The sequence below is a fragment of the Salmonella bongori NCTC 12419 genome (genome assembly GCF_000252995.1).
Lineage (GTDB): Bacteria > Pseudomonadota > Gammaproteobacteria > Enterobacterales > Enterobacteriaceae > Salmonella > Salmonella bongori.
The window spans coordinates 3,340,917-3,352,888 of sequence record NC_015761.1 but is presented as its reverse complement, the minus strand read 5'-3'; the positions used below and the strand labels follow the sequence as shown (position 1 = coordinate 3,352,888).

Annotated in this window: 13 protein-coding genes; 7 read left to right on the top strand and 6 right to left on the bottom strand. The window is 52.1% G+C overall.

Annotated elements, in window-relative coordinates; translation table 11 throughout:
- The first annotated feature begins 140 nt into the window (after window positions 1-140).
- The 5 genes from ppiA to argD all read left to right on the top strand — a co-directional run bounded on the left by ppiA (window position 141) and on the right by argD (window position 3,478).
- A complete protein-coding gene (ppiA, locus tag SBG_RS15995) occupies window positions 141-713 on the top strand; it encodes a peptidylprolyl isomerase A (protein ID WP_000920479.1) in 573 nt (190 codons plus the stop codon).
- A gap of 107 nt (window positions 714-820) precedes the next feature.
- Window positions 821-988, top strand: coding sequence for a YhfG family protein (locus tag SBG_RS15990; protein ID WP_000736850.1), 168 nt, complete (start codon window positions 821-823; stop codon window positions 986-988).
- Entirely contained in the window at window positions 978-1,580 is a 603-nt protein-coding gene (locus tag SBG_RS15985; protein ID WP_001280610.1) for a putative adenosine monophosphate-protein transferase Fic, read from the top strand. Before SBG_RS15990 ends, SBG_RS15985 begins: the two co-directional genes overlap by 11 nt.
- 31 nt (window positions 1,581-1,611) lie before the next feature.
- The gene (pabA, locus tag SBG_RS15980; protein ID WP_000601885.1) at window positions 1,612-2,175 is read left to right on the top strand and encodes an aminodeoxychorismate synthase component 2; all 564 of its coding nucleotides are present in this window, start codon (window positions 1,612-1,614) and stop codon (window positions 2,173-2,175) included.
- 85 nt (window positions 2,176-2,260) lie between these two features.
- Window positions 2,261-3,478 (top strand): bifunctional acetylornithine/succinyldiaminopimelate transaminase, encoded by a 1,218-nt coding sequence (gene argD, locus SBG_RS15975; RefSeq protein ID WP_000190018.1) that lies wholly within the window; start codon window positions 2,261-2,263, stop codon window positions 3,476-3,478.
- A gap of 40 nt (window positions 3,479-3,518) precedes the next feature.
- Here argD and SBG_RS15970 read toward each other — a convergent pair whose 3' ends face one another.
- Together SBG_RS15970 and crp are read right to left on the bottom strand one after the other, a co-directional pair.
- On the bottom strand, window positions 3,519-5,615 hold the full coding sequence (locus SBG_RS15970) for a YccS/YhfK family putative transporter (protein WP_000269304.1): 2,097 nt from the start codon (window positions 5,613-5,615) through the stop codon (window positions 3,519-3,521).
- Between the two features lie 48 nt (window positions 5,616-5,663).
- On the bottom strand, window positions 5,664-6,296 hold the full coding sequence (crp, locus tag SBG_RS15965; protein WP_000242758.1) for a cAMP-activated global transcriptional regulator CRP: 633 nt from the start codon (window positions 6,294-6,296) through the stop codon (window positions 5,664-5,666).
- A 305-nt stretch (window positions 6,297-6,601) separates the two neighbouring features.
- Here crp and SBG_RS15960 point away from each other — a divergent pair, with 305 nt between their 5' ends.
- Complete coding sequence (locus tag SBG_RS15960) at window positions 6,602-7,006, top strand: OsmC family protein (protein ID WP_001148914.1); 405 nt, start codon at window positions 6,602-6,604, stop codon at window positions 7,004-7,006.
- Between the two features lie 43 nt (window positions 7,007-7,049).
- Here SBG_RS15960 and SBG_RS15955 read toward each other — a convergent pair whose 3' ends face one another.
- The 3 genes from SBG_RS15955 to SBG_RS15945 are packed head-to-tail and all read right to left on the bottom strand — an operon-like array spanning window position 7,050 to window position 9,253.
- On the bottom strand, window positions 7,050-7,919 hold the full coding sequence (locus SBG_RS15955; protein WP_001274692.1) for a phosphoribulokinase: 870 nt from the start codon (window positions 7,917-7,919) through the stop codon (window positions 7,050-7,052).
- A 51-nt stretch (window positions 7,920-7,970) separates the two neighbouring features.
- A complete protein-coding gene (locus tag SBG_RS15950) occupies window positions 7,971-8,189 on the bottom strand; it encodes a YheU family protein (RefSeq protein ID WP_000586565.1) in 219 nt (72 codons plus the stop codon).
- On the bottom strand, window positions 8,189-9,253 hold the full coding sequence (locus SBG_RS15945; RefSeq protein WP_001214119.1) for a hydrolase: 1,065 nt from the start codon (window positions 9,251-9,253) through the stop codon (window positions 8,189-8,191). The genes SBG_RS15950 and SBG_RS15945 overlap by 1 nt, the downstream gene beginning before the upstream one ends.
- 197 nt (window positions 9,254-9,450) lie before the next feature.
- On the opposite strand from SBG_RS15945, the gene SBG_RS15940 reads away from it, so the two are divergent.
- The gene (locus SBG_RS15940; protein WP_000047692.1) at window positions 9,451-9,762 is read left to right on the top strand and encodes a monooxygenase; all 312 of its coding nucleotides are present in this window, start codon (window positions 9,451-9,453) and stop codon (window positions 9,760-9,762) included.
- A gap of 44 nt (window positions 9,763-9,806) precedes the next feature.
- Here the strand turns inward: SBG_RS15940 and SBG_RS15935 are convergent, their stop codons facing one another.
- Entirely contained in the window at window positions 9,807-11,711 is a 1,905-nt protein-coding gene (locus SBG_RS15935) for an ABC transporter ATP-binding protein (protein ID WP_000634750.1), read from the bottom strand.
- Window positions 11,712-11,972 lie beyond the last annotated feature (261 nt).

Genomic DNA, 11,972 nt, shown 5'->3' with positions numbered 1-11,972 from the left:
TTATATTGCGAATGCGTCGTAGCGTTCTGACGTTACATTTGTTTCAGATACGTAAAATTAGGTAAAGGGCTGGCCTGACCCTGGAAGGCTCTTTAGAATCACTTCACTTGCTTTATTTCTGCTCTCGTTAAGGAAATTTCATGCTCAAATCGACTCTGGCGGCTGTCGCAGCTGTTTTCGCGCTCTCTGCTCTTTCTCCCGCAGCGTTGGCGGCAAAAGGTGATCCTCATGTGCTGTTAACCACCTCCGCCGGGAATATTGAGCTGGAACTGAATAGCCAAAAAGCGCCGGTTTCTGTGAAAAACTTTGTCGATTACGTCAACAGCGGTTTCTATAACAACACCACGTTTCATCGTGTAATTCCTGGCTTTATGATTCAGGGCGGCGGTTTTAACGAGCAGATGCAGCAGAAGAAACCGAATCCGCCAATTAAGAATGAAGCTGATAACGGTCTGCGTAATACTCGCGGCACGATTGCGATGGCGCGTACCGCAGATAAAGACAGCGCCACCAGCCAGTTCTTTATTAACGTTGCGGATAATGCCTTTCTTGACCACGGCCAGCGCGACTTTGGCTATGCGGTATTTGGTAAAGTAGTAAAAGGAATGGATGTCGCCGATAAAATCTCGCAGGTGCAGACGCACGATGTCGGGCCTTATCAGAATGTGCCGACAAAACCTATCGTTATCCTTTCCGCAAAAGTCCTGCCGTAAAATATGTCTGTGCGGGTGCGAGTCGCCCGCATTTTCTCCTTGTCTCAGCGTAACCTGAAATTGCTGCTTATACTTGTGGCAAGTACAGGCATATTCAGGGAGGCCAGGTGAAGAAACTTACCGATAAACAAAAGTCACGCTTTTGGGAACAGCGGCGCAATGTTAATTTTCAGCAGAGCCGCCGTCTCGAAGGTGTTGAAAGCCCCTTAGTGACCCTGACCGCCGAAGAAGCGCTGGTGCGTCTTGACGAACTCCGGAGGCACTATGAGCGATAAATTTGGCGCAGGGCGTGATCCGTATCTCTACCCAGGGCTGGATGTGATGCGTAATCGGCTGGGGATTCATCAGGCCCAGCGACTGGCGCAAGCGGCATATGAAATGACTGCGCTGCGCGCCGCCACGATTGAACTGGGACCGCTGGTACGCGGTTTGCCCCATCTGTGCGCGATTCATCGCCAGCTTTATCAGGATATTTTCGACTGGGCAGGGCAACTGCGGGAAATGGATATCTACCAGGGAGATACTCGTTTTTGCCACTTTGCCTATATCGAAAAAGAGGGTAATGCTCTGATGCAGGATCTGGAAGCGGAGGGCTACCTGGTCGGTCTGCCACATGAAAAGTTTGTCGAGCGGCTGGCGCATTACTATTGTGAAATTAACGTACTCCACCCGTTCCGTCTGGGTAGTGGGTTGGCGCAACGCATTTTCTTTGAACAACTGGCGCTCCATGCCGGCTACGCGCTGAGTTGGCAAGGCATTGCAGTTGACACGTGGAGTCAGGCGAACCAAAGCGGCGCGATGGGTGATCTCTCCGCCTTGCAGTCGATTTTTCAGAAAGCGGTAAGCGAAGCGCGCGAAACGGAGTAAAATAGCGCGGTTCTTTTGTTCCGGAGCCGCCATGATCCTGCTTATTGACAACTATGATTCCTTTACATGGAACCTCTACCAGTATTTTTGTGAACTGGGCGCGGAAGTGCAGGTCAGACGCAATGATGCGTTGACGCTGACGCAGATTGACGCCCTGAGTCCGCAAAAAATCGTTATCTCTCCCGGACCCTGTACGCCAGATGAGGCCGGTATCTCTCTGGCGGTAATACGCCATTATGCCGGACGTATTCCGATGCTGGGCGTTTGCCTTGGTCATCAGGCGATAGCGCAGGCCTTTGGCGCGTCGGTGGTGCGGGCAGCGAAAGTGATGCACGGCAAAACATCGCCCATTGCGCATAATGGTCAGGGCGTGTTTCAGGGGGTGCCCAGTCCATTAACTGTGACACGTTACCACTCGCTGATTGTCGATCCTGTTACGCTGCCTGCTTGCTTTGAGATCACGGCCTGGAGCGAAACGCAGGAGATCATGGGGATTCGCCATCGCCAGTGGGATCTGGAAGGCGTACAGTTTCATCCGGAAAGTATTCTTAGCGAACAGGGACACGCGTTACTGGAAAATTTTCTTCAACGTTGATTAATGGTTGTCATTGAGTGATTTTTTATTCATATTTTGTGATTATAATTTCACTGAAATTTCTGCTTAACCGGGTGGTAATAATATGGCAACTGAACAAACGGCTATTACGCGCGCAACTTTTGATGAAGTGATTCTGCCTGTGTATGCACCGGCAGATTTTATTCCGGTCAAGGGTAAAGGCAGCCGCGTATGGGACCAGCAGGGCAAAGAGTATATCGATTTTGCCGGTGGTATTGCGGTAACGGCGCTGGGCCACTGCCATCCGGCATTGGTTGAGGCGCTTAAGTCTCAGGGGGAAACCTTGTGGCATACCAGTAACGTTTTTACTAATGAACCGGCTCTTTGCCTGGGTCGTAAGCTGATTGACACTACTTTTGCCGAGCGCGTACTGTTTATGAACTCCGGCACTGAAGCGAACGAAACCGCTTTTAAGCTGGCGCGTCATTATGCCTGCGTGCGCCATAGCCCGTTCAAAACGAAAATCATTGCCTTCCATAACGCCTTTCATGGCCGTTCCTTGTTTACTGTCTCTGTCGGGGGGCAACCGAAATATTCTGACGGTTTTGGTCCGAAACCCGCCGACATCATTCACGTTCCCTTCAACGATCTTCATGCGGTAGACGCTGTCATGGACGATCATACTTGTGCAGTAGTCGTCGAGCCGATTCAGGGCGAAGGAGGCGTGACCGCCGCAACGCCGGCGTTTCTACAGGGGCTGCGTGAGTTGTGCGATCGTCATCAGGCGTTGTTGGTGTTTGATGAAGTACAGTGCGGAATGGGGCGCACCGGCTCGCTGTTTGCCTATATGCACTATGGCGTCACGCCGGATATCCTCACCAGCGCTAAAGCGTTAGGCGGTGGTTTTCCAGTGAGCGCCATGCTGACCACTCAGGAGATTGCCTCGGCCTTCCATGTCGGTTCCCACGGCTCAACCTATGGCGGAAATCCGTTAGCCTGTGCGGTTGCTGGCGCGGCGTTTGATATTATTAATACACCGGAAGTGCTGAAAGGCGTTCAGGCTAAACGGCAGCGGTTTGTGCAACATTTGCAGGCTCTTGACGAGCAATTTGCTATTTTCAGTGATATTCGCGGTATGGGACTGTTAATTGGCGCGGAACTGAAGACGGAGTATAAAGGCCGGGCTCGTGATTTTCTGTACGCAGGCGCCGAGGCTGGAGTGATGGTGCTCAATGCCGGGCCTGACGTGATACGTATTGCGCCGTCATTGGTGGTGGAAGAAGCGGATATTGATGAAGGGATGCAGCGCTTTGCGCAGGCGGTAGCGAAAGTGGTTGCCTGATTACGAATCGCCGGATGGCGGCGCGAGCATTTTGTCCGACCTACGATTTAAGTGTTGTGCTATCCCGCAACCGGCGGCTTAACCATATTCCGTGATGTGGCCGCTGACGCCAGGCCATTGACGAAATGGTGTGCATGGTGTTCAGATGACCAATGATGCGCTGTAAGTGCTGCTCCAGAGTGCTCAATAAGCCCTGTGACGGCATTTCCGGCGACTCCAGAATATTGACGTCGCCAGAGCTGCCTGGCCCGTCGTACTCCAGTCGCTGCTGGCAACGTTGAATCGCAATCTCGCATGATTCCAGATAGCGCTGCGCCAGATCCGGCGTCAGCATGGTATGCTCCCGCGCCAGCGTCGTCATGGCATTGATATGCTCCACGATAAACTGGCTATGTGTCACCCACAGCTTCATATCCGACAAATAATGGGTGTTGAATCCTGGTTCCTGCATGGCCTGATTTAATGAGTTGAATAATGTATTATGCGCCTGGTTGACCCGCATTCTTTGATAAGCGAGCGGGGTTGCCTGCGGATCATTACTGAGGATCAGCCGGATAGCTTCTTGATCGGCCTCCAGCGCATCATGGGCGTTTTTACGTAATAGCCCGCTTTGCCATTGCGGCCATAGCCAGACCATGCCGCCAAAGGCGATGAGACAGCCAATAAGCGTATCGATAAAGCGCGGCACAATGAACTGCTCGCCGTTTAACGTCAGCAACTGGATGGTGTATACCGCCGTCACCGTAAAGCCAACCGTCGCCCAGCCGTAGTTTTTACGAATAATCAGATAGCTTGCCAGTGTCAGTACCAGCATGACCGTCAGTGTAATGCTTTCGGGAATGTGTAAGTGCAGCGTGACGCCGGCAATCACCAGGCCGACCAGCGTTCCGACTGAACGGTGTAATATACGTACGCGTGTCGCGCCATAACCGTTTTGGGTAACAAACAATACCGTCATCAGGATCCAGTACGGTTTGGGTAGGTGCAACGCGCTCCCCATCAGGCTGGCGATACTCATCATCACACTGATGCGTCCAGCGTTGCGTAGCGCCGGCGATTTAAGCGACAAATAATTTTTTAGCGCCGGAAGCAGCGGCAGGCGACGTTGTTTATCAGCCATCAGATCGCGAGCGTAAAGCGGGCGCTGGGTTCGCAATACGCGGGCAATTCGGCTGAAGTGCCAATAACAGAACTGGCCTACCGGGTTTTCAGGATGTTGATTGGCTATCTTTTCCAGCGCGCCAATCTGTTTTTCCATGGAGAAGCGTGTTGGCAGGCGATGATAAAGGATGTCATCAGCCAGCACACGCAGGCGGGCGGCGACCGTTTGCGCATTCCAGCGAATGACCTCTTCTGCATGGCTACGTTCTACCAGTTTCTGCACCTCCTCCGGTTGATGCAGGCTGACGGAAATGTGTTCCTGCAAATCCATTGCTTCCTGAAAAGCCCGCAACAGGCGCTTGTAATCGTGATTATTGTGCGCCGAAAGCATATGCATTTGTTGGTAACACTGAGTAATCAGATCCACCGCTTTTTGCTGGCGAACCAGCAAGGGAGGTAGCGCTTTTTCCGGGTCAATATGTTGGGTAAGCAGGCTATATTTTGCTTCGCAGTAATCGGCCAGTTCACGATATAACAAACTTAACGACTCGCGTAGCGGCTGTTCGCGCCATAGCCAGAACCACAACCAGTTAAATACGCCATACCATAACGTGCCCAGCGCATAAATAAGCAACGGCTCCCAGACCGGCATGTATCCAGCAAGGCTCAGGGTAAAGATGGCGGCAATCAGTGATGCTGGCAGTAGCCGCGCATGAAGCGGACTAATTTCCGCCGTCACGCCAAGTACCAGCGTGAGCCCGGTCAGAATCAATGGCAGGGGGACAGACTCCGCCAGCAAGAGCTGTGTTGCCAGACTGCATCCGGCGAACAGCGACGCGCCAATAATCAGACGCTTAAAAAAGCGTTTGTGCGGTGTATCCAGGCCTGCAATATTGCAGCAGGCGGGAACAAGAGAAAAGAGTAATCCCAGGTGCAACTGGCCGATTAATAAACCGACAGCCACAGGCAGGCACAGCACCAGCGTTTGCCGTAGTGCGTAATTAATCTCTGGGTGATAAATCAGTCTTCGCCACATCGATGCAAACAAAAATGGCGCATGGTAACACGCGCCATTCTGACGGAATTAACGGGTACCGTAGACGACGATGGTCTTGCCATGTGCGGAGATCAGGTTTTGATCTTCCAGCATCTTCAAAATACGGCCAACGGTTTCGCGGGAACAGCCGACGATCTGACCAATTTCCTGACGGGTGATTTTGATCTGCATCCCGTCCGGGTGCGTCATGGCATCGGGCTGTTTCGCCAGATTCAGCAGCGTCTGCGCGATCCGCCCTGTGACATCGAGGAAGGCGAGGTTACCTACTTTTTCTGAGGTGACTTGTAAGCGACGAGCCATCTGGGAAGAGAGGCGCATCAGAATATCCGGGTTTACCTGGATTAATTGGCGAAATTTTTTGTAGGAAATTTCAGCGACTTCACATGCGGTTTTTGCACGTACCCAGGCGCTGCGTTCCTGGCCTTCTTCAAACAGGCCCAATTCACCAATAAAATCACCCTGATTCAGATAAGAAAGAATCATTTCTTTCCCTTCCTCATCTTTGATCAGCACTGCCACGGAGCCTTTAACGATGTAGTACAGCGTTTCTGCTTTTTCACCCTGGTGAATCAGCGTGCTCTTTGACGGGTACTTATGAATGTGGCAATGAGACAAGAACCATTCAAGAGTCGGGTCTGTTTGCGGTTTGCCAAGCACCATGCGCGGTTATCCTCTGTTATAAGCTGTCTCCAGAGCCAGAAAAGGCACTGTCTCTGGGGTTGCAAAAATATGCTTCCCGCTACCTGGGAAGAGGGCTACGAAAATAGACTGTAGCCTGTAATGTGATGTCCTCTGCATACATGCAGTACGTCAATGTATTACTGTAGCATCTTGTCTGTTTTAGCATAGCTTTCGCCGTGTGTCTCCTGGTGTCTCGCTTCAGCATGACCCAGGTCGCCTTCCATTGCGAGTTTTGTCGTATGCGCGTAATCTTTCAGGAAAATTGAAACATTGGAGTTACGAATATGCAAGCGCGTGTAAAGTGGGTTGAAGGACTAACTTTCCTTGGTGAGTCCTCCTCCGGCCACCAGATTTTAATGGATGGTAACTCCGGTGACAAAGCGCCGAGTCCGATGGAGATGGTCTTGATGGCGGCAGGCGGATGTAGCGCTATTGATGTCGTATCGATCCTGCAGAAGGGCCGTCAGGATGTCACCAACTGCGAAGTGAAGCTGACCTCTGAGCGCCGGGAAGAGGCGCCGAGGCTGTTCACGCATATTAATTTGCATTTCATCGTTACCGGCCGCTCGCTGAAAGAGGCTGCCGTTGCCCGTGCGGTCGATCTTTCCGCCGAAAAATACTGCTCGGTGGCGCTGATGCTGGAAAAAGCAGTCAATATTACCCATTCTTATGAAGTGATTGCGGCGTAATTATCGTTGCCGGATGGCGTTGCGCATCCGGCAAAAACTGACTTTATTCGATTTTTTTGCCTTCCATTAAGCGCTGCACCAGCGGCAACATAATCAGCTCCATCGCCAGTCCCATTTTGCCGCCCGGCACCACTAAGGTATTAATATGAGAAATGAACGAGCCCTGGAGCATCGCCAGCAGCCAGGGGAAATCGATCCCTTCCAGATTACGGAAATGAATCACCACAAAACTTTCATCCAGCGATGGAATGCCTTTTGCGGAGAACGGATTTGACGTGTCGACGGTCGGTACGCGCTGAAAGTTAATATGGGTACGTGAAAACTGCGGCGTAATGTAATTGATGTAGTCGTCCATGGATCGAACCACGGAATCCATCACCGCCTCACGAGAGTGCCCGCGCTCGCTGGTGTCGCGAATCAATTTTTGAATCCACTCCAGGTTGACAATAGGTACTACGCCAACCAGGAGATCAACATGACATGCGACATCATGCTGCGGGGTCACGACGCCGCCGTGCAACCCTTCATAAAACAGGACATCGGTAGGTTCAGGAAGCGGCTGCCAGGGCGTAAACGTGCCGGGAACCTGGTTCCACGGTACGGCTTCATCATAGGTATGCAGGTATTTACGTGACTGGCCTTTTCCCGTCTGCCCGTACTCAATGAAGGTGCGTTCCAGCAGGCTGAAATCATTGGCTTCAGGCCCGAAATAGCTGATATGCCGTCCGGCGTCACGCGCTTTGCGGATCGCCATGTCCATTTCCGGGCGGGTGTAACGATGAAAACTGTCGCCTTCCACCTCGGCGGCATGCAGATTTAACTGCGCGAAAATTTTACGAAACGCGAGGCTGGTGGTGGTGGTCCCCGCGCCGCTTGACCCTGTTACTGCGATCACCGGATGTTTGGCAGACATGGTAACTCCATGATGTAGGTTTAATTATAATGTATTACCGTCAAAGCCGTTTTATTCGCGAAACTGCTTTTTCGGCATAATATTGACCGTTTCATGCAATTCAGACCATACCAGAACGGCCTCGCCAGATTGCAGTTGACGTTTTACATCAGCGACTTTTTGTTCAAGCGAACGTTCATGTTCACCATAATCCGTGCCTTCGCGCAACACAAAGCTTTCAATCAAATTATCCAGAGTGTCAGGGGAGAGTTCCTGCCAGGGAATAATCATTATGACGCCTCCAGATATGTTGTCAGCCAGTCAGGAATTCGGCGTTCCAGCCACATTTCGGGACGCAGCGGTGTACCGCTGATAAATCCCACGTGTCCGCCGTGCTCGGTAAGCTGATACTCCACGTGCGGGGGAAGATCTTCTGTATTCGGGATCACATGATGATCCATGAACGGATCGTCTTTGGCATGAATAATCAGCGTTGGTTTGGCAATCTGGCTAAGCAACGGCATAGCGCTACACTGACGATAGTAGTCGATGGCGTCGGCAAAACCATGAATTTTCGCGGTGATCAAATCGTCAAACTCGCGAATGCGGCGCATTGACTTCAACTGCGCCAGATTTACCGGTAGCGACCCCGGATACGCCGCCAGTTTGCGTGATGCATTAGCTTTTAACAGATTGAGTAAATAGCGTTGATAAACGCGAGAAAACCCTTTTTCCATGTGATAGCTACAGGCCTCAAGCACAAAGGGCGCTGAAACAATTACCGCAGCATCGATGGGAATATCACGGCCTTCTTTCGCCAACAGGCACGCCAGCATATTCCCTCCGAGCGAATAGCCTACGGCGGCTGTCGGAACGGCGCCAAACTCACGCTGCAGCCAACGTAGAAACCAGGCGCCGTCTTCCGTTTCGCCGGAATGGTAGATGCGATTCAGCCGGTTTGGTTCACCGCTACAGCCACGAAAATGCATCACCACGCCCAGCCAGCCGCGTTTCTGCGCCGCCTCAATGAGACCATGAGCATAGGGGCTGTTCAGGCTGCCTTCCAGACCGTGAAAGACGACCAGTCGCGGTTTATGCTTCGCCTGGCCTGGATCTTCACTCCAGGCCAGATCGACAAAGTCGCCGTCCGGTAATTCCAGCCGTTGCCAGTGGGCACTGAACCTCACTTTGCGACGGATCAAACGCGGAAGCATAGTCTGTAAATGGCGATTACGAATACCGCGCATGGGAATAAATTCATGCGAGTCATCGGCAGTCGGGGTCATTTCTGTAGGCGTGATCTCAACCATAGCACCAGAACAATTGAATATTGGAAGCAATACTATACCGCGCATAAGGTTCACAGATTAGTCAATATGTGATTTTAGGTGCAATTGAGCAAGGGGGGGACGAAAGTTGCACAGCGTTTCGCCAGGCCGGGCGGTAATCAATACGTGCGCAATCCCCTACAGAAATGGCGTGAATACATACATAGGCTGAATTAATCGTGGTAGTGTGGCAGTACGGTGGTTATGTGACTGAAGGAGAGGACATGTCAAAGACACTTTTACAGATCCATTTTAACTTTAGCGGCCCGTTTGGCGAGGAGATGACCCGGCAGCTGCTCGGGCTGGCCGAGTCAATTAATGAGGAGCCGGGCTTTATCTGGAAGATCTGGACGGAAAGCGAGCAAAATCAGCAGGCGGGCGGTATTTATTTATTTGAATCTGAAGAAACCGCACTGGCCTACATGAAAAAACACTCAGCGCGTTTGAAAAATCTCGGCGTTGATGAGGTGACGTTTAAATTATTTGGCGTGAATGATGCGCTGACGAAAATAAATCACGGCAACCTTAGCCGCTAAAAAGCGGATAGCAGGCTTTACATACGCAAAGCCTGCCAGTGAAATTAGCGCTCTTGTAGCATCTGTTCAAGCTGCTCCTGCGCTTCAAGCCATGCCATCTCGCACTCCTCCAGCCCGGATTTGACGCTGGCCTGCAATTGCAGACACTCGGTCATCTCCGCTTTGCGGCTCGGGTCGTACAGGCTGCTGTCGCCAAGCTTCTCTTCTGCCTGCGCTAACTGGGCGTTGAGCTTCTCCATCTCTTTTTCCAGACGAGCGATCTCTTTACGTAACGGTTGTGTCAGAGTGCGCAGTTCCGCCTCACGACGCTTCTGATCTTTACGCGCCTGCGCGCTGTTCGCGTTCTCTTTTGGTTCGTTGTCGCTCTGGCTTTCCTGTTTTTGGACGTCGCTCAGCCACTGCTGATAATCCTCTAAATCGCCATCGAACGGTTCGACTTTTTTATCGTGTACCAGATAGAGGTCGTCGGTAGTAGAGCGAATCAGATGACGGTCGTGCGAGACGACCACCAGAGCGCCTTCGAAATCAATGAGCGCTTCGGTCAGCGCCTGCCGCATGTCGAGATCAAGGTGGTTGGTGGGTTCATCAAGCAGCAACAGGTTCGGTCGCTGCCAGACAATCAGCGCCAGTACCAGACGCGCTTTCTCGCCGCCAGAGAAACGCCGCGTCTCTTCCGTCACCTTGTCGCCCTGGAAACCAAAACCGCCAAGATAATCACGCAACTTCTGTTCGAACTCCTGCGGCGCCAGACGCGCCATATGCTGCAACGGCGACTCATCGGCGCGTAAATACTCCAGTTGATGCTGGGCGAAGTAGCCCAGCTTAATGCCTTTAGCGAGGCCAATTTCCCCACTGGCCGATGCCAGTTCGCCCGCCAGTAATTTGATTAACGTTGATTTACCCGCGCCGTTACGCCCCAGCAGACCAATGCGCGAGCCGGGGACCAGGTTCAGCTTGATAGCGTCCAGAATAATGCGATCACCATAGCCAGCGCTGACTTTTTCCATCTTCAGCAGTGGGTTAGGCAGGCTTTCCGGCGTACGGAAGCTGAAATGGAACGGGTTATCCACGTGGGCCGGGGCGATAAGCTCCATGCGCTCCAGCATTTTGATACGACTTTGTGCCTGCTTCGCTTTTGTTGCTTTGGCGCGGAAACGGTCTATATAACTTTGCAGATGCGCCACGCGCTCCTGCTGACTTTCATACATCGCCTGTTGCTGCGCCAGACGCGTGGCACGCTGTACTTCAAACGCACTGTAGTTACCGGTGTACTCGAACAGAGTCTGCTGTTCGATATGGATAATTTTATCCACTATCGGGTCGAGAAAATCGCGATCGTGTGAGATCAGAATCAGAGTCCCTGGATAACTCTTCAGCCATTTTTCCAGCCAAATCACGGCATCGAGATCAAGGTGGTTGGTTGGTTCGTCGAGCAACAGGAGATCGGAACGGCAAATCAGCGCCTGTGCCAGGTTAAGGCGCATCCGCCAGCCGCCAGAAAAATCGCTGACCGGACGGTCTAGCTGATCGTTAGAGAAGCCGAGACCGTGAAGTAGGCTGGCGGCGCGGGAGCGAACGGTCCAGGCGTCGATAGCGTCCAGCTTGCCATGTATGGCGGCGATAGCATGTCCGTCGTTACGTTCGTTGGCGTCATTGAGCTGCGCTTCCAGGTGACGGTACTCACGGTCGCCGTCAATCACATACTCAATCGCGGGTTGAGGCAATGCGGGCGTTTCCTGATTAACCCACGCTAATTGCCAGGTTCCGGGTACAGTAAAATTCCCGGCATCGGCGCTGATTTCATTTTTCAGCAATGCCAGCAGAGTCGATTTACCGCAGCCGTTTTTACCCACCAGACCCACTTTCTGGCCTGGATTGATGGTGGCCGAGGCATTGTCCAGCAGGACGCGCACGCCGCGACGAATTTGTAACGAAGAAAAAACAATCATAAGGCGCCGTATGTTCAGACTATGTTAATTTATCATTATGATAATGTAGAGCGCGGTTGTTTTGCCGTGCTGGGGCGCAATGGTAGCCCAAAACAACAATGATACACAAAATCCTTCAGGCGGCCTTTAGTGAGGGACAAGGTTATCTCTCATTAATCCCGGGCGCGTACATAGAGTACGTGACTGGGGGGAACAAACGTCATCAACGTAGAAGCAGCCTGAAGAATGAAGCGTATCTATCTAAAATAACCGGGAGGGGGA